This window comes from Winogradskyella luteola, assembly GCF_019203985.1.
Classification (GTDB): domain Bacteria; phylum Bacteroidota; class Bacteroidia; order Flavobacteriales; family Flavobacteriaceae; genus Winogradskyella; species Winogradskyella luteola.
On sequence record NZ_JAGSPD010000014.1, the window covers coordinates 1 to 17,475 of the forward strand.

At 32.9% G+C, this 17,475-nt stretch carries 18 protein-coding genes; 4 read left to right on the top strand and 14 right to left on the bottom strand.

Annotation, left to right across the window (positions count from 1 at the left end):
- The first annotated feature begins 187 nt into the window (after positions 1-187).
- Entirely contained in the window at positions 188-1,543 is a 1,356-nt protein-coding gene (locus KCG49_RS14050; protein ID WP_218547387.1) for a serine hydrolase domain-containing protein, read from the top strand.
- Positions 1,544-1,739: 196 nt separating this feature from the next.
- The gene (locus tag KCG49_RS14055) at positions 1,740-2,543 is read left to right on the top strand and encodes an alpha/beta fold hydrolase (protein WP_218547388.1); all 804 of its coding nucleotides are present in this window, start codon (positions 1,740-1,742) and stop codon (positions 2,541-2,543) included.
- 21 nt (positions 2,544-2,564) lie between these two features.
- On the opposite strand, the gene KCG49_RS14060 is transcribed toward KCG49_RS14055, so the two are convergent.
- The 6 genes from KCG49_RS14060 to KCG49_RS14085 form a co-directional block, all read right to left on the bottom strand.
- Positions 2,565-3,629, bottom strand: a complete 1,065-nt coding sequence (locus KCG49_RS14060) for a T9SS type A sorting domain-containing protein (RefSeq protein ID WP_218547389.1) — start codon at positions 3,627-3,629, stop codon at positions 2,565-2,567.
- A 35-nt stretch (positions 3,630-3,664) separates the two neighbouring features.
- Positions 3,665-4,759 carry a hypothetical protein gene (locus tag KCG49_RS14065; protein ID WP_218547390.1) on the bottom strand — a complete coding sequence of 365 codons (1,095 nt, stop codon included), beginning with the start codon at positions 4,757-4,759 and terminating at the stop codon, positions 3,665-3,667.
- Complete coding sequence (locus tag KCG49_RS14070) at positions 4,749-5,147, bottom strand: lipocalin family protein (RefSeq protein ID WP_218547391.1); 399 nt, start codon at positions 5,145-5,147, stop codon at positions 4,749-4,751. The genes KCG49_RS14065 and KCG49_RS14070 overlap by 11 nt, the downstream gene beginning before the upstream one ends.
- A 93-nt stretch (positions 5,148-5,240) precedes the next feature.
- Positions 5,241-5,783, bottom strand: coding sequence for a hypothetical protein (locus KCG49_RS14075; RefSeq protein WP_218547392.1), 543 nt, complete (start codon positions 5,781-5,783; stop codon positions 5,241-5,243).
- A 24-nt stretch (positions 5,784-5,807) separates the two neighbouring features.
- On the bottom strand, positions 5,808-6,824 hold the full coding sequence (locus KCG49_RS14080) for a C45 family autoproteolytic acyltransferase/hydrolase (protein WP_218547393.1): 1,017 nt from the start codon (positions 6,822-6,824) through the stop codon (positions 5,808-5,810).
- Positions 6,825-6,834: 10 nt separating this feature from the next.
- Positions 6,835-7,653 (bottom strand): class I SAM-dependent methyltransferase, encoded by an 819-nt coding sequence (locus KCG49_RS14085; RefSeq protein WP_218547394.1) that lies wholly within the window; start codon positions 7,651-7,653, stop codon positions 6,835-6,837.
- 208 nt (positions 7,654-7,861) lie between these two features.
- On the opposite strand from KCG49_RS14085, the gene KCG49_RS14090 reads away from it, so the two are divergent.
- Entirely contained in the window at positions 7,862-8,647 is a 786-nt protein-coding gene (locus tag KCG49_RS14090; RefSeq protein WP_218547396.1) for a LamG domain-containing protein, read from the top strand.
- Between the two features lie 60 nt (positions 8,648-8,707).
- Here KCG49_RS14090 and KCG49_RS14095 read toward each other — a convergent pair whose 3' ends face one another.
- Positions 8,708-9,625 (bottom strand): helix-turn-helix domain-containing protein, encoded by a 918-nt coding sequence (locus tag KCG49_RS14095; RefSeq protein WP_218547398.1) that lies wholly within the window; start codon positions 9,623-9,625, stop codon positions 8,708-8,710.
- A gap of 44 nt (positions 9,626-9,669) precedes the next feature.
- Positions 9,670-11,109 (bottom strand): T9SS type A sorting domain-containing protein, encoded by a 1,440-nt coding sequence (locus tag KCG49_RS14100; protein ID WP_218547400.1) that lies wholly within the window; start codon positions 11,107-11,109, stop codon positions 9,670-9,672.
- Between the two features lie 433 nt (positions 11,110-11,542).
- Between KCG49_RS14100 and KCG49_RS14105 the strand changes: the two genes are divergently transcribed.
- Positions 11,543-11,905, top strand: a complete 363-nt coding sequence (locus tag KCG49_RS14105) for a DUF4870 domain-containing protein (RefSeq protein WP_218547402.1) — start codon at positions 11,543-11,545, stop codon at positions 11,903-11,905.
- A gap of 72 nt (positions 11,906-11,977) precedes the next feature.
- Here KCG49_RS14105 and dnaN read toward each other — a convergent pair whose 3' ends face one another.
- From dnaN to KCG49_RS14135, 6 genes are all read right to left on the bottom strand, one after another.
- The gene (gene dnaN, locus KCG49_RS14110) at positions 11,978-13,096 is read right to left on the bottom strand and encodes a DNA polymerase III subunit beta (protein WP_218547403.1); all 1,119 of its coding nucleotides are present in this window, start codon (positions 13,094-13,096) and stop codon (positions 11,978-11,980) included.
- A gap of 133 nt (positions 13,097-13,229) precedes the next feature.
- The gene (gene gldG / locus KCG49_RS14115) at positions 13,230-14,891 is read right to left on the bottom strand and encodes a gliding motility-associated ABC transporter substrate-binding protein GldG (RefSeq protein ID WP_218547405.1); all 1,662 of its coding nucleotides are present in this window, start codon (positions 14,889-14,891) and stop codon (positions 13,230-13,232) included.
- Complete coding sequence (locus tag KCG49_RS14120; protein ID WP_218547406.1) at positions 14,881-15,375, bottom strand: hypothetical protein; 495 nt, start codon at positions 15,373-15,375, stop codon at positions 14,881-14,883. The genes gldG and KCG49_RS14120 overlap by 11 nt, the downstream gene beginning before the upstream one ends.
- A gap of 2 nt (positions 15,376-15,377) precedes the next feature.
- Complete coding sequence (gene gldF / locus KCG49_RS14125; RefSeq protein ID WP_218547407.1) at positions 15,378-16,100, bottom strand: gliding motility-associated ABC transporter permease subunit GldF; 723 nt, start codon at positions 16,098-16,100, stop codon at positions 15,378-15,380.
- Between the two features lie 149 nt (positions 16,101-16,249).
- Positions 16,250-16,546 carry a putative quinol monooxygenase gene (locus tag KCG49_RS14130; RefSeq protein ID WP_218547408.1) on the bottom strand — a complete coding sequence of 99 codons (297 nt, stop codon included), beginning with the start codon at positions 16,544-16,546 and terminating at the stop codon, positions 16,250-16,252.
- 3 nt (positions 16,547-16,549) lie between these two features.
- The gene (locus KCG49_RS14135; RefSeq protein WP_218547409.1) at positions 16,550-17,386 is read right to left on the bottom strand and encodes an SAM hydrolase/SAM-dependent halogenase family protein; all 837 of its coding nucleotides are present in this window, start codon (positions 17,384-17,386) and stop codon (positions 16,550-16,552) included.
- Positions 17,387-17,475 lie beyond the last annotated feature (89 nt).

The window sequence follows — 17,475 nt, forward strand, 5'->3', positions numbered from 1 at the left end:
CCCAACAGGTATAGCTTGAACACAGACTTGTTTTTAGATTTTTTATTTATTGCCCTTTTAGAGATTTTTTGAATTTACCTTATAAGAATACATGCTATCCTCTTGATATCAAAAAGTGATTTTTTGACAATCATTTTTTATCTAATCAAATTAGATTTGCTCTTTCAATACAAAAATTTTCTATCAAATGTTTGTTATAAAAAGAGTGATGGTTATAATTGGTATTTTTTTTAATATACTGAGTTATGGTCAAGACGTAAATAAAAAGCAACTCGATCAATATTTTAATGAAATAGCCAATCAAAATTCCTTTATGGGAGGAATAGCGATCTTATCAAACGATAGAGTAATATACACACGTAACATTGGCCATGCTGATATCGAAAGCAATACAAAAGCAGATATCAATTCAAAATATAGAATTGGTTCTATCTCAAAAACTTTTACTGCTGTTTTAACCTTAAAAGCCATTGAACAAGGTTGTATTGATATTGATGAAACCTTAGAAAAGTATTTTCCATCCCTTAATAATGCGGATATAATAACCATTGAGCAGCTATTATATCACAGATCGGGTATTTATAATTTTACGGATGCGAAAGATTACGACAATTGGAAAACAGAGCCAAAGACCAGATCAGAAATGATTGAAGTCATTAAAGATGGAGGCTCAGTTTTTGAACCTGGTACTAAAACAGAGTACAGTAATTCAAATTATGTATTGTTATCATATATTATAGAGGATTGCTTTAAAATGTCTTATGCCGATGCCATACAAAAACACATTGCCAAACCGCTCAATATGGTAAACACTAAAATGGGTAAGGACATTAATCCAAAAAATGGGGATTGTAATTCTTATGTGTTTTATGAAGATTGGACTAAACAAATCGCAACTGACATGTCAATTCCATTAGGTGCTGGTGCAATCATAACTACACCTTCTGAGCTTGTAGAATTCAGTAATACTTTATTTAATGGTAAACTTTTGGATGAGAAAAGTCTATCAAAAATGAAAACCATAAAAGAAAACTTTGGAATGGGAATATTTCCAATTAATATAGAGAATAAAACAGCATTTGGACATACTGGCGGAATTGATGGCGCATCTGCCTTATTCTCATACATACCAGAAATCAATACGTCTTATGCAATTATTTCTAATGGCAGTAATATGAATAACTATGAAATAGCTACCGCTGTGGTAAAAGCCATATATAATCAACCATTGGATGAAATGATAGCACAACTTCTTGAGTCTGAAAGTAAAACGGAAAGTGTTAAAACATATACTGGAGAACTTGATGCATACGAAGGTGTTTATATAAATGAAGATCTACCGTTTAAGTTAAATATCAGAGTTGAAAACGAGCAACTTTGGGCACAAGCTACAGGTCAGGATGCAATTCCCTTAGAGCGCTTTGCGCCTAATAAGTTTAGATTTAAGCCCGCCAATATTGTACTGCACTTCAATCTTGATGAAAAAACGGTGACTCTCAACCAAAGTGGGGCAGAGTTTAAGTTTGGTATAGAAAAAAAATGAAGAATTGATTGGTGACTCGTTTTCATAATAATAGTTAAAGTTGATACCAATAGTAAGCTTCCGTAAGTTTTAATTGTTCAAATAAACTAAATCTTTCATCAATCAATCAATTGGTTTTTTTGGAAATTACGGAAGCTCTATTGGTTTTTCAATTGTTAGTTAAAAGACTAATGTAAATACTTTATATACCATTTAGATGACAAGCCTCATCAGTTTGGATAATAGCCAAATAGAATATCGATTTTCAGACAAAAACCATTGTGAAACTTTACTCTTTCTGCATGGTTTGGGTGCAAATCTTTCACAGTTTGATGAACAATATATTTTCTTTAAAGACATTTACAATGTTTTATTGGTTAACTTAAGGGGTCACGGAAACTCCAAGGTGGCCGAACCGTCAAATGCTTGTGATTACCAATTATCAAAAATCGCAGAAGATGTCACCGCCTTAGTAAATATTCTTGGGATTAAAAAAGTGCATCTTGTGGGTAATTCTATGGGTGGAAATATCGGTTTTGAGATTTTAAATAGTCATGGATACCTCTTGAGTTCACTAACTACATTTGGTACAACGGTGAAATTAAAAGCGTCTTGCTGGCATATTTTAACCTTGCGGTTACTATACAAACTTATTCCCAAAGCGTGCATTGCTGAGATATCTTCATGTACAGGTCGTACGCACCTTTCGAGACAAAAAATTAAGAAAATGATGCTTTGTGCGCAAAAGTTAACATTACAGCTTGTGCTTCCAAACATTTCTGAATTCGATTATTGCTCCGTGATAAGAAACTCTAAAATACCAATATTGGTAATTAAAGCAGAGAAAGATAAGAGTATTAACAAAGCCATAAATAGCACTGTAGAAGAAATAGAAAATAAGAAGAACGTTCAGCTCATTTGCATGAAAGATGTTGGGCACTTTGCTAATTTAGATAAACCACACCATTTCAATAACATGTTGAGAGCTTTTATAGCTAGTAAATCAAGAATCTCTAAATAAATATGTAAAGGGAATCTATTTTCATTTTTTTACGAACATAAGCGGTTCGCTGATTCCACTTCCAAGAGATAGATAATAGATACCACTTTCTAAATCAACAACATTTATTTGCTTGCCAGATTCATAGATGCCTTTTTTTACTTCTTGGCCTAATATATTGTATATGCTGTATGGAATATCGCTGTTTATGTTTTTAAGCATTAACTTCTCTGAAGCTGGATTTGGATAGAGTTTTATTTGTTCGATATTGGGTTCATCATTGACACTTAAAGCACCGTCGAATTTAGAGATTCTATTCAATGAAGCCTCGATAAAGTAGATGGTATTCCCAGAAATTTCTAGTTCATAAGGAAAGTTAAGTCCAGAAACAATTTCTTGTGTTGTAGTTATTGGTAGAATAGTTGATGTATCAATTCTAGAAATATTTTGATTTCCTAGTTCCGTTACAAAGAGATCATCATTGACAAATTCTATATCCAATGGGTTACTTAAGGTTGTAATAACATCTATTGGTGTTGGGGTTGATAATGCTATGTCTATTTTTATAATCTTATTTCCATCTCGTTCTACAATATAAAGTTCGTTGTTATTGCCGGCTAAACCCCAAGGGCCATTGAGCCCTGTAAGTACTGTTGTGAGTTGACTGGGAATTGAGCCAGATATATCGGTTTTGTATACTATACCGGCACTGTAATCTGCTATAAACAGTTCATTCCCCATAATAGCCATACCTCTTATGTCTGAAATGCCTGTAACTACATCAACTGGTGTGGGATTAACGCTGGTAGCATCAAACCTTATAATTTTATTACTGCCTATATTGGCTACATATAGAAAATTGCCGTCAAGTAAGATTTCATTTGGGAAATTTAATCCTGTAGAGAGTACATCTATTTTGCTAGGGTTTGCTATAGTTACATCTATTTTGATGATCTTGTTCGATGAATATTCTGAGATAAATAATTCATCATTTAATAAAGCTATGCCCAGTGGGTTATTAATATTGTCTATTACTTCTTGTATTTGTGCGCTAGCAGACTTTACAATTAAATATAGCATTATTGTAATGATTTTAATCTGTTTCATAAACATTGGTTTTATAGATTTTTATTTTATAATTTTTAAAAATTGAAACCTACTGAAATCTCAAGTCCTATATCTTGAGTATAAATTTCTGAGTTTTGAATTTGCTGAAAAAATTCTACGCCGAGAACCAATCCATAGTTTTGCCATGGAATGATTTTCATGCCTTGGCTTGCACCTACACCAATCAAAAATTTATAGATGTCATTATCATTACCAAGGCGTCTCTTTACTTCAACACCTATGGGTATATTAACACCAACAGTACCATAAACCCCAGATATTATTTTTTTGTATCCAAATATTCCTGGCCGTAACATCGTTGCATCAACGTACTCAAATCCTTCTCTACGGGCAAAATTATCTTTGACATCGTAAAATTCTATATTGATTTCGTAGGGAATAATAAAAGCACTGTTGTCATCTAAGAATCCTGTATATCCCAAAGCCCAGCCGTTATGATATGTACTTGTTAAAATCTGTCTGTACTCAATGATGTTGTACCAATTGTTGAGTTTATTGTCGTCATTTTCATCAAAATTAGATATGTCAAAATGCGTTGATGATTTATCGATAGAACTATTTTTATGTTCTATAAAAGCAAGAAAACAGTATTCTAAAGCAGCTCTTATGCGCTGATCATGGCTTAAAAACACATCTTCTATAATAGAGGTAAATCCAAATACAGATGCGGCAAAAACTTGGTCTTCGTTGCGTTGAATACGATATAATTCTTTGAGTTTTCCTTTTCTCATTTCGCAAAATGATAGATCTACTGTAGCCCTGGAAATGACTTCTTCTGTATTGCGACGTGTTTCTTGAATACTTAGAGCATTTATTTTTACATAAATTTTTTGGCTATCTGAAGTTTCTACCAATGAACTATCTATAAAAGATTTTACGGCGTAAGCAGCATTTGGAAACAGTTGAAGTTTTACAGTTTCACCCTTTAGGTTTTTATGAATTCCGAGGTTCTTTTCTTTGCGGTCATCTATAATTTCCTTGATGTAGAATTTAATATTACCACTATCAAAAGGCACAGTTTTCAACTTAATGAAATCTTGACCACTAACTACTATAGAAAATAAAACAGCAAAAAAGAACAAGTACTTCATGGCAGCATTATTTTTCACATGTACTATAATGAATTTCGGTATAGCGGTAATAGTCTAAATCGAATATGGCAACCAAACTATATGTACCCAAACACTTAATCCTTAGCTTATCTACTTCCTCGGTGTTGTATTTTAACTCTATGTATTTACCGTTGATGTTTAACATCCATGTTCCAAAATATGTTTTATCTTCCATTTTAGTGGTAAAAGTCATATCTCCATTAAATTGAATATAGTCTTCCTTTTCGATCTCTTCAGGTGCGTAATATTCTCCTTCTTCATAATACTTTTCTAGTTTCCATGTTTTTAAAAGTGCGGTTTTGGAGAGTTGTTGAGCACTGATTTTGTGTGTAATTACACCTAATGTTATGATGCAAAAAATTATAATTCTTCTTCTAAAATCCATGTAATATTTATTTTATAGTCTTGCATATAAAAAGTGCTTAAAATCCAAAGATGAATCATGGTAGTATCTGTTCAGTAAACATTTTACTCAATGTTATCTTATAGAATAGAACTCTTCTGTTATAGTATATTTTATTTCTTCATCTTCCTTAAAAAGAAAAAAAGCTGCTCCCCAAAGCGTTGAACTATCCTCCTCAATTTTTGAAGCCATCAAGCTATACAAGTCTTGCCCTTTCATTTTAAGAAAATCTTCTTTACTTATCCATTTAATACTGTCCCATCCAGACTTGGGTTTAAGATTTCCAGTTTTATAATTGGCTACATAAAACATTCTTAATGCTGCTTGTTCATTAAAGCTATACGTAAAAGAGAATATACCTCCTATTTCGGGTTTTGTAATTTCAATACCCATATCCTTTGCCAAATTATTTAAGGACTGATTAATGGATTCAGATTGATTATATCTTAATGCGGGAACATTCCAAGTATCACCATACTTTACGACAATAAGCTCGTCTTTCTCATTACATATTAATAAGCGTTTTATGGTATAGTTGTCCAATTGTTTTTCGGTTTCTTGTCCATATGAAAAACCAAAAACAAGAAATAGAGTGAAAGTGAAGTAGATTGTTTTCATTGCGTGTTTCATAATTAATTTTTATTATTTATCTAATTTTTTTGATTGCTTTTTTAACCACCAATCTAACCTTGTTTCAGTTTTATAATTGGTAATCCTGGGTTTTGTTTCTGCTCTTTCTATGGTTAGAGAATTCAGTTCTGCAACCACAGACCATATAGTGCCGAACTTTTCCTGTCTAAGATTAAGACAGACACAGGGGTCTGATAATATTTCTTTGGCTTTCTGTAAATCTAATTTTGATAGCTCTTTTAAGCTTTGGTATATACCTTGGTAGCGTTCTATACTCTTTGACCAGCCAACTTTTCCTTTGTCATAAGGTTGCATCTCTTTTGAGGCAAATTGATTGGTAATATGAAGGTATGCTTTGCCCTCTGTCGGTTTTATAACATGAGTTTTTTCAGGGGCAGACTCAACAATCGCCATATCTCCATTTGCATCGGCAATTAAAAAATTATTAGAAGACGCAGCTTTGGCTTTTTTTATTATGGTTATAGCTTCTTCTATATTATAAGCGTTTTCTAATACTTTTCTTACAATAAAATGAAAGCTCACACCTGGCTGTATTGTGGTTCCGTTTACAAAAGACATTGCTATGAAGACCCCTTTTTCATTAATACCGTCAGATCTACCAATAAAAACATCTGATTGTGAGATATAGGCCAGTTTATTTGTTGGTGCTATTAAACTGCTTTCTGTGAATTTTTTAAATTGAAAAAGCATATCATAGTTCCTCCCAATTACCATAGAGTCTCTATTTTTAAATGCAAAGACACTACATCTACCATTATAATCGAAAGCAACTAAGCTTAGCAAAAATGATGCTACATTATACGGGTGATCTTTAATACCATCTGCAAATCCATAGATTTCATCCATGATTTCTGGGTAGAAGCGTTGTAGTTCAACCATGCTTTCCTCACCAAAATCTTTTTGTCTTGTTTCGATATGTGGTAGTTTAAAACCAGCTTTTTTATGTAACAGATTGCCGTACTTATATCCCATATCGTAAAAACTGCCATATAATCTTGGGTGATACATAATTTTATTTTTATTTCTTTACAGCTACCATTATATGTGGGCTTAGTGCAAGAAGATTTTTATCATTTTCCGTGATTTGTAGTAACTCTTCTAAGGTTTGTCTTTTCTTTGGGGTAGACATATTTGAGAAGTAATCCTTATCTAACCAAATGATTCCTTCTACTGCGTAAGTATTAAGATATGAGAAGCTTTGTTCTAGCAGTTCACCCTTTAAATCTTCAGGCTTATGATAATACGCTTCTGTAAGTAGCCAGGGTAGAGAAGTAGGTGGATCATGCAAACTGGTTGTCAGTTCCCTCTTGCACATCTCAAAAAAATCACTATTATGAATATGACCATTCATCAGACCAGCAATGGTAGATGCTGTATAGTTTATACCAAAGACCAAACAAATACCATCTTTTCTTAGTACACGATGAGCTTCTTGTATAGCTTTAACTCTTTCTGTGTGGTCTTGTAAATGATAAAGTGGACCATGTAGTATTATTAGGTCAGCAAAATTTGAAGGGTAATTGAGTTTTTGTGCATTTCCTTGTTTTATAATTATTGGTCTTGCTAATTTCTTATTTCGGTTTTCTACTAGCTTTACATGCTTCATTACAGGCTCAATAAGATGAACTTCGTGTCCATTGTTTGCCAACCATTCTGAGTACTTTCCTGTGCCACCACCTATATCCATTATAATTGAATGGTCTTTGTTTATGTGTTTTTTAATAAGTTGTTTAATCCTTTCAAACTCAAAAACTCCCATTCCGCTTTCCAGTCTGGTTTCTTCAGATGCTTTTGTATAAAAATCCTCAATTTTTTTGCTAATGAAAGTATTGCTCATTTCGTCCGTTTTTTGCTTAAAAACAAACCTCTAAACTATTAATACAAATTGTATTGTATTTGTCAAAAAATCAATATTTATATATTATTAAAAACCAGATTATTATTTACTTTTTGACAAATGAAATTGTTTTACTAGAAATAGGTTTGTAGAAAAATTGCTGTACAGAACACATTTGTGCAGCCTAATTATTAAACAAATTTATGTTATGAAAAACAATTTATTATTTCTTTCAATCCTAGCTTTAACGCTAGTAGTGTCTTGTTCAGATAACGATGACAACTCAAATGACACCGTTAATTTATCTCAGGGATTGGTTGCTCATTATTCTTTAAATGGTAATGCAGATGATGCCAGTCTAAATAATTTTGATGGTACTATTACAGGAAACCCTGAGCTTTTTGAAAATGCCATAAGTGGTGATGGAAATTCCTATAAGTTTACAAACGACAATCCTTTTATAACAACATCCGTAGAGATCGATAATAATCTTGGTTCTGGGAGTAGCTTTTCAGCTTGGGTTTATCTCAATGATACTGATTTTACAGGTAGAATACTCTCGAATTTTAATGGAGATGACCCAAATGATGCTAATTGTAACAAAAGAGTAGGTTTTGTTTTCGGTGTAACCGATAATGGGGCAATCAATGTGTTTTATGCTTCAAGTTCGCCGCTTTACTATGGGAGAATCACTGCAACAGAGTCTTTAGAAACAGAAAAATGGCATCATATAGTAGCTACATGGGATGGCAGAAGAACTTCTTCAAGTTTTAAAATCTATATAGATGGAGAAAGAAGGGATGTTGACGATTTTCAGGCTGGGCAAGAAACATCGTTTTGCGATAGTTATATACAATCAGACCAGCCATTTCTCATAGGATTAGGAACATGCGAAACGGGACCTTGTTCACCTTTTAAGGGTGCCATTGATGAGGTTAGAATTTATGATAGAGTAATTAATAGTGACGAAATAGAATCACTTTCCAACGAATAACATTTTAAGAACTAATTAGTTAAATAAGGTTTGTGAGGTGTTAATTTATCCTTGCAAGCCTTATTTTAATATTAATTTTGAAGGCGGATTTTTATAGGCTTTTTTAAAGAGTTTGCTGAAGCTATATATGTCATTAAAGCCTAAAGCATCTGTAACTTCACTGACAGAGTATTGATTGCTCAATAGCATTTCTTTTGCTTTCATCATTCTAAACGAGTTTGAATATTGATGCGGAGTTTTACCAAAAACAGTTTTAAAGGAACTGTACAGATGAAACTTAGATAAGCATGAGATATTTGATAATTCATCTAAAGAAATCTTCTTATCCAAATTATCATGGATATATTCTCTGGCAATAAGGAGTCGCTTTAGAGTCTCTATCTTAGTAGACTGTTTTTTAACGTTGATATTGTTTGCATGCCTGTAAGCTCTAATTTGATCTTTGTGCAGAGCATCAAGAATGGTAAGTGAAAGTTCCTCGGCATCAAAAAATTCAAATTCCTCTCCCAAGCTTATATCATGAACCTTTTTTAATAATAAGCCACTTGGATAATGATTTGCAGAAAAGGTTTTCTCGATGAAAAAGTTTTTATCATCTTTTAAATGGAATGGATTGTTCAGGATGGATTTGGTATCTGAATGAAAAAAAGTATCAAATTCTTTTTTCAATTTTTTAGTAACTACTAGACTGAGTACATCAATACATTTTTCTTCTTCATTTAAATATATCCATCCATCACTGGGATTTGTTACGATAAAAGTATCGTTATTCAGCGTTTGTCTTTTGTTGCGCCACTCAATACTACCATGCCCTTTTTTAAAGAAAATAATAACAAGATTATTATTCTCGTAAGCATAACTTTTCATGTGCGTATTAAACCGCATCATGTAGTTAGAATCAGAATGAAAGTCGGGTGCAGTTGAATGCACCTTCTTTGCAAAGTGATCGTAGTATTTATCGATATAAATTTTTTTCAAAATTCAATAGCACATAAGTTAATAAGACAAAACTAAAGAAAAGCTTATCGAACTACTATTTTTGTGGTCATTTCTTTGTTGTCCTTAGTGCGTAATTTTAAAAGATAAAGGCCACTTTTAAAGTCTGATACATCAATAGTCTGATTTTTTGATCGTAAAATTAAATGGCCTAAGACATCGTAGATAAGTATGTCTTTTAAAAACGTTTCGTCTTCAATTGATACATTAATAATTTTTGATGTAGGGTTAGGATATACCAAAACGTTAATTAGGGAATTGTCAGGCAAAGATAAAACACTTGAAATGTCATAGGCTTGTGCAAGTCCAAAATTGTTTGTTCTAAGGTAGTTTCCCAAAGCTAAAATATTTCCACTATCAGAAATTGCTAAAGCACCACGTAAGCCGTCTATGGGAATAGTAATTCCCCTTTGTACGTAATTGTTACCATCAAACTGATAAATACTCACAGATCTGTCATCGACGTTATTTGCTGAAGGACTTAAAACCGTAGCAACATTTCCGTTTGCAGAAAGTTCAACTGAGTTACCAAAAAATTGCTCTGACGTATTGCCTTGTATTGCATTTCCGACTTGTGTCCAGTTTTGATTTGTAAAGTCATAAAAAGTTACTTTCCCTGCTCTGAATGTAGATTCACTATCAAATGGAATTCCTACGGCAATTCTATTTCCGTCGTTGGTTATGGAAACAGAGGCACCAAGCCTTACTTCTTGGGCATTACCTAATATATCGGTACCTTTTTGTACCCATTGATTGTTTTGAAACTCAAATACCTTAACCATTCCCGCATTGGTAAAGGCAGAATTATCTCTTGGTGTACCAATTGCTATTGTAGTACCGTTATCTGATAAATCGATGTCCAAACCAAAGAAAACGGTTGAGGTATTGCCACTTATTTCACTTCCAATTAAGTTCCAAGTGTTACTAGCAGAATCAAAATCAAAAACATAGACCAAACCGGTATCATTACTAATATTAGGAGAACTTGCAGCAATTCTATTTCCATTGGAATTTATATCTACACTAAAACCAAAAAGAGCACTTTGAGCAGCACCATAAAGTTTTTGTCCTTTTTGAATCCAATCCGTTCCATTAAAAGTATAGACAGTAACACCACCAGAATTTACGCCGCCTCCGCTACTAGCAGGTGAGCCTACTATTAAAGTTTCGCCATCATCAGAAAGTTTTACACTTGCTCCAAAAGCTTCGCTGTAAACTCCAAATAAGGAACTGCCTTTCTGAACCCATTGATTATTGATAAGACTAAACACTTCAACTTCGCCTACGGCTACAGTATTTGGATTACTGTTTCTATTTCCTATTGCCATTGTAAGACCATCTGAAGACAATGCTATTGAATAACCGAAATCTTCACCAAGCCTGTCAGCTAATAGGTTTTGACCAATTTGTATCTGTGACAATAAGATTATTGGGCATAACAAAAGTATATAGGTAAGCTTTTTCATAGACTTGTTTTTTCTACAAAAATAATATGAGATCACTTTTTTGGTTTGTCAAAAACTCTCTTTTCTTATTGTTTATGTGCTCCTTAAAGTGAGCCGTATTTCGTGTTTATATTTTTTCTTAATCTGATATTTATCATATTTCTAAGGGAATCCTTATTGTAATTTTACCGTTAGAAATTAAATATGAATATGATGATTAATAATTTAATAGCATTAGTTTATGATTGGTCAATGGGAGTAATAATGATTGGGGTGTTTGCCCTAGTTTGTATTATTTTAATCGGTGTTCTTGTCAATTTTATGTCAAGTGGAAAAAAGAAAAATGATATTAAAGAGGACTAAGTCTCCTTTTTAAGGAATATAAAATATTTGTATTCTTTTTTGTAACATTTCTAAGTAATTTACGTCATATAGGTGTAAACATAAATAGATTATGGAATCAAATTATCACACCTTAAAACGTACAGACAATCAATTATTGATGATTACGCATTTGGCACAATTACTTACTTATGTCACAGGTTTCGGTGGATTAATAGTACCGCTGATTATTTGGGCGACGCAAAAAGATAAAGTAGATGGCATGGATGCTCATGGTAAATCAATTTTGAATTTTCAGTTAAGTATTATTGTCTATTGTATTCTAAGTATTCCTCTAATGATCGTATTTGGATTGGGTATATTATTATTGATACTCATAGGAATTTTAGCATTTGTAATGCCAATCATAAACGCAATAAAGGCTAGTAATGGAGAATTACCTAGCTATCCATTATCTCTTAATTTTGTTAGTTAGTTATTAAAGAAATGGAAATGAAAAGGCTTACCAACTGGTAAGCCTTTTTTAGTTGTACTAATGTGTAACTTTTTAATTATTTAGCATCACAGGCATCACAAGCATGGTTACATGCTCACCCTCATCCAATCCATCAATTGGGGTTAAGATACCAGCTCTGTTTGGCAAGCTCATTTCTAACTGTACATCATCAGAGTTTAGGTTATTGATCATCTCTGTTAAAAAGCGTGAGTTAAAACCAATTTGCATATCGTCTCCTTGATAATCACAGGTTAAACGCTCTTCTGCTTTATTGCTGTAATCGATATCTTCTGCTGAAATATTGAGTTCTGCACCTGCAATTTTCAAGCGAATCTGATGTGTCGTTTTATTGGAGAATATACTAACACGACGTACAGAGTTTAAAAACTGCGTTCTGGCGATAACTAATTTATTTGGGTTCTCTTTTGGAATAACTGCTTCGTAATTAGGATACTTGCCATCAATTAGTCGGCAAACCAAAACAGAATTATCAAACGTAAATTTAGCGTTAGATTCGTTATACTCAACCAAAACATCATCATCGCTTCCTGCCAAAATACCTTTTAATAAATTTAATGGTTTCTTAGGCATAATAAATTCTGCTGATTCAGTAGCACTTACATCAGCTCTTGTATATTTCACTAATTTGTGAGCATCCGTAGCCACGAATGTTAAATTGTCTTGAGAGAATTGGAAGAATACACCACTCATAACTGGTCTTAAATCATCATTACCAGCAGCGAAAATAGTTTTGCTTATGGCTGTGGCCAATATATCTCCCATAATGGTAGTTTTGCTTGCATCTTCTACCGAAATCGCATTAGGGAACTCCGCACCATCTGCATAGGCTAGTGCATATTTACCATGATTAGAACTGATTTCTACTGTATTGTTTTCTTCAACAACAAAAGTTAAAGGTTGCTCAGGAAACGTTTTTAAAGTATCTAATAATAAACGTGCAGGTAAAGCTATGCTGCCTTCAGAATCACTTTCTACATCAATGGTTGAAGACATCGTTGTCTCTAAGTCACTTGCAGAAACGGTTAATTTCGATTGGCTTAATTCAAATAAAAAATTATCTAAAATAGGTAGTGTGTTGCTGTTATTAATTACACCTCCCAAAACTTGAAGCTGCTTTAATAAATAAGTACTTGAAACAATAAATTTCATGCTAATTATATATAGTTTATTACGTTTTAATTTGTCTTACAAATATATCCCAATAGATGGGTTTTGTAAAACAAACTTATTAACAATATATTTTTATAAAAGTGGTATTCTCGTTATATGAAAACGGGCATATCTAAGTGTATTTACGTTTCCTCAAATAATTGAAGCCAAACCCAAATAAAGCCAAAAGCAACAGCGGTAAGGCAATGTTTATGAATTGCCATTTGCCTTTGTTTTCTTTAATGATATCTGAATCTAGATAGGCAATATTAATTTCTTTGACTCTAATGTTTATAAGTCCTGTGTCATCCAACAAGTAATTAATGGTGTTTAAGAGAAATTCCTTATTTCCATATTCAAAACCTCTATAATCAACACCAAGCTCTAGAGGTCTATTTCTTCTAACATCGTTTTTTATAACATCACCGTCAGAAATGACTACGATTTTTGTTGGCTCGCTTTTAGACTTAAAGTTTTTTACCTTAAATGGGAGTATACGTTTGTCATAAACCGATGTAAATTCACCATCTAAAAGTACAGCTAGATTTTGTGGGCCATTACTGTAAGTCGCTTCATTTGGGGTTTTGGTAACATCTGATAACGAAATTTGTGCAGGCGCACCTTCTAGTTTAGAACGCGGGGAACTCTGCAATAGAATTGTTTTGTCAATTCCGTTTTTTAATGTATCCATCGGACTTGCAAAATCATATCTTACCAAATTGAGATTTTTTGTAATTGGATGATCGGGGTTGGATGAAGCTAAAGGAGAATATTGCCATTGTACTGGCTGCAGTTGAGCTTGACTACCTTCGCCAATCGCTAACATTATGGGTGCAGAATATAAATCCTTTACCAAACTGTGATTTACCCTAACCCCATACTTAAAGAAAAAATCATTAAGATTTAAATCGCGCATTATGGAAACAGCAGTGCCACCATTGTATAAGCTATCCTTATCCATAATTACAGATTCAGTTAGCCATAAGCTTTTTCCTCCATTCATGGTGAATTGGTCTAGGACTAATTTCTCCTCTTCAGAAAATGCTTCACTTGGTTTAGCGGCTACAATTAAATTGTAGGTTTTTAGCTTGTCTAAAGTACCTTGGGGATTTGTGGCCACACTATCTAAAGTAAATTGTGCCAGATTGTAGTAAGGTTGAATGGTTTTTAGGAAATCTGCAATATAGATGTCGCTCAATTCTCCATTGCCTTTTAAAACCGCAACCTTCTTTTGTTTTGGTTTCACTAATTTGCTAAACCCATCAGCAAAAGCATATTCCAATGATTGTACAGAATTATTAATTTGCTCTTGTAGACCTTGGGTAATACTTCGTTTCAAGAGTGGTATTTTAACTCTTTTTTCCTTGTAACTTGCGTAAGCCCAAGGAAAAATAAGTTCTTGAGTAACCTTACCTGTATTAGTATCTGTATTGACATAAGGCTCTAAACCAGATTTCGTAAGCTCTTCAATAATTTGTTCTCGTGTAGCTTCATCTTCAATAGGATTGATGTAATTAACTTTAATGTTGTTGGTCTTCAGCTGAAATTCTTCAATAATCTGACGTACTTCAGTTTGAAGTAATCGAAATTCCGAAGGAAAATCACCTTCTAAAAACACGTCAATAATCAAAGGGTAATCTATATCTTCAACAAGAAGCTTTGAAGCTTCAGAAAGTGTGTAGCGTTTATCTTTGGTTAAATCGAAACGGCCATATAAATTGCTGGAAATGAAATTAATGACGATTAATCCAACGATAACAACGAGTATGTAAATAAGTGCTTTATTATTTTTCATCCTCGTATATAATTTCTTCTTGATAGTGTCTTAATGCTTTAACTTTATCATTTTCAAAAGTGATTTCAACACATTCTTTCTCATGATTGAAAGCTCCTGGCTCTATACCTAAGCCATAATTCCATCTGTCTGTGTCATGGCCTTTCTTGGTGTCATCCCACGACAACCATTCATACATGCCAAGTGTGTGCGCAATTTTTTTTCTTGAAGTACCAATAAGCGTATCAGATTCAATAATATCATCAATCATTTCGTAACGCAAAGCCGGTTTCTCTATCCAAGCTTCTGCATCAAAATACTTTTGGTGGTGGTAGTTGCTCACAATATTTACAAAAGGATAGAACATATAGAAATATACAAAAGGTGTCAATATTAGACTAATTAAACCCGTGAGCCATTTGCGGCGATCTACCGTGTTCAAAAACAAAAAGAGTAGTGTAAACACCACAAGCATAAAAATGACTAAAAAAGGAGTGATAATCATAATTACTGTTTTTGAATTCTAAGTTTCGTGACTATTAAAAATGCTAGGGCAATGCTAATGAAATAAACCAAGTCTCTTGTATCTATTACACCACGACTCATGCTATTGTAATGTGCTGACATACCAAGATTTTCCATATATACGACATCGCCGAAAACTTTATAATTTGAAAGACCTTCAAAACCAAAATAGAAAAAGAAACAAATGAAAACAGCTATTATGAATGCTACAATCTGATTGTCGGAAAGGGTAGAGGCAAACACTCCGATAGCGGTATATGCAGCAATTAAAAATAAAAGTCCAAAATACGAACCAATAGTACTTCCCATATCGAGGTTATTTTCTGGATTTCCTAATTGTGAAACGGTGTACACATAAAGCAAAGTTGGAATCAGTGCCAAAAGAATTAACACTAACGCACCCAAATATTTACCTAAAACAATCTGAAAACGAGAAATGGGTTTAGTTACCAATAACTCTAAAGTACCTTGTTTCTTTTCATCACTAAAACTGCGCATGGTTACTGCTGGCACAAGGAAAATTAATATCCAAGGTGCTAACAAAAAGAAAGACGACAAACTCGCCAAACCATTATCTAGAATATTGAAATTACCTTTAAATACCCATAGAAATAAGCCATTTAACAGTAGAAAGACACCGATAACCAAATAGCCTATTGGTGAAGCAAAGAAGATGTTTATTTCTTTTTTTAGGATTGCTAACATTTTATATATTCAGTATTCAGTATTCAGTATTCAGTATTCAGTATTCAGTATTCAGTATTCAGTATTCAGTATTCAGTATTCAGTATTCTAATTTTTATATTCACTCATCACTCATCACTCATCACTCATCACTCATCACTCATCACTCATCACTTAAGCGAAGCTAACTTATCCACACTCCAAGCTTCAGGCTTTGCATTAAATAAAGGTTTTGTTTTTGCCCAAACCGCCTTAAACAACTCTGAATGCCTGTAATTATTTAAATCGCTTTCAGCATTCCAATAACTATACGTAAAAAAGATGTTGGTATTGTTTTGATCGCGATATAATTCTAAAAAATTACAGCCTTCAAAATTTCTAATCTCATGTTTATTAGTTTCAAAATTAGCTAAGAATTCATCAATCTTAGAAGGTTCAAAACTCATTTTTACAATTCTTACTAACAAAGCCTAAGATTTAAAAAAGTTTATCGTTACGGTATCCATGGTTTTCAATCCCATTAAAGTAGATGCACTACCAACAGTACTACAATTGCTTTTATAGACAGCAATTTCTAAATATCCAGAAGAATTAAAAACGACAAGCCCTTTGCCTTCGTCATTTCGCTTAGACTCTTCAAGATTGAAATTTACAATATCGCTATACTTACTATGTATTTTTTTGAACTTATGGTTACGGGCTGAAATTTCATAAGCTCTTGTCTTTTGAACGTCCTCAAAAAATTTCTGTTTAATATTGGTCACAACATTACCATAATTATCAATATAAATAACACTGCCAATGATTTGATTTTTTTCATCATTAACAAATGGAATTAAATTTTTAATCGGTTTAATGGTGTTAATAACTTTTCCTATAATTTCAAGTGTACCTCCACGAGCAATATGACAGGCCACTTTTACAAACACATCTAAAACAGGAAAACTGGTTTCGATTTTATCATGAATGTTAATTTCTACGATTTTTTCTGGAGCAATTTCAGCACAAATCATACTCATTATACCATTGTTAGCACATATAAAGTAATGGTCATCTAAATTAACTGCAATATGCTTGTTTTCAGGACTTAACTCAGAGTCAATTCCTATAATATGAATTGTACCCTTCGGAAAACTACTATAAGCATTTAAGATAATATATGCCGCTTCGGAAATATTAAATGGAGATATGGAATGTGAAACATCTACAATTTTTACATCCTCTAGCTCACTATAAATCGCACCTTTTATGGCTCCAGCAAAGTGATCTTTTTCACCAAAATCAGTCGTTAAAGTGATTATTGCCATGGATTAATTGTTGATATTTTTTTTAGAATCGAGGTTGTAAAATTCTTAGATTTGTTTGTGTACAAATGTGACACAAAACTAATAAAAGA

Coding starts and splice junctions, on each gene's coding strand:
- KCG49_RS14050 (WP_218547387.1), top strand. CDS start 188: ATGTTTGTTATAAAAAGAGTGATGGTTATAATTGGTATTTTTTTTAAT.
- KCG49_RS14055 (WP_218547388.1), top strand. CDS start 1,740: ATGACAAGCCTCATCAGTTTGGATAATAGCCAAATAGAATATCGATTT.
- KCG49_RS14060 (WP_218547389.1), bottom strand. CDS start 3,629: ATGAAACAGATTAAAATCATTACAATAATGCTATATTTAATTGTAAAG.
- KCG49_RS14070 (WP_218547391.1), bottom strand. CDS start 5,147: ATGGATTTTAGAAGAAGAATTATAATTTTTTGCATCATAACATTAGGT.
- KCG49_RS14075 (WP_218547392.1), bottom strand. CDS start 5,783: ATGAAAACAATCTACTTCACTTTCACTCTATTTCTTGTTTTTGGTTTT.
- KCG49_RS14080 (WP_218547393.1), bottom strand. CDS start 6,824: ATGTATCACCCAAGATTATATGGCAGTTTTTACGATATGGGATATAAG.
- KCG49_RS14085 (WP_218547394.1), bottom strand. CDS start 7,653: ATGAGCAATACTTTCATTAGCAAAAAAATTGAGGATTTTTATACAAAA.
- KCG49_RS14090 (WP_218547396.1), top strand. CDS start 7,862: ATGAAAAACAATTTATTATTTCTTTCAATCCTAGCTTTAACGCTAGTA.
- KCG49_RS14100 (WP_218547400.1), bottom strand. CDS start 11,109: ATGAAAAAGCTTACCTATATACTTTTGTTATGCCCAATAATCTTATTG.
- KCG49_RS14105 (WP_218547402.1), top strand. CDS start 11,543: ATGGAATCAAATTATCACACCTTAAAACGTACAGACAATCAATTATTG.
- dnaN (WP_218547403.1), bottom strand. CDS start 13,096: ATGAAATTTATTGTTTCAAGTACTTATTTATTAAAGCAGCTTCAAGTT.
- gldG (WP_218547405.1), bottom strand. CDS start 14,891: ATGAAAAATAATAAAGCACTTATTTACATACTCGTTGTTATCGTTGGA.
- KCG49_RS14120 (WP_218547406.1), bottom strand. CDS start 15,375: ATGATTATCACTCCTTTTTTAGTCATTTTTATGCTTGTGGTGTTTACA.
- gldF (WP_218547407.1), bottom strand. CDS start 16,100: ATGTTAGCAATCCTAAAAAAAGAAATAAACATCTTCTTTGCTTCACCA.
- KCG49_RS14135 (WP_218547409.1), bottom strand. CDS start 17,386: ATGGCAATAATCACTTTAACGACTGATTTTGGTGAAAAAGATCACTTT.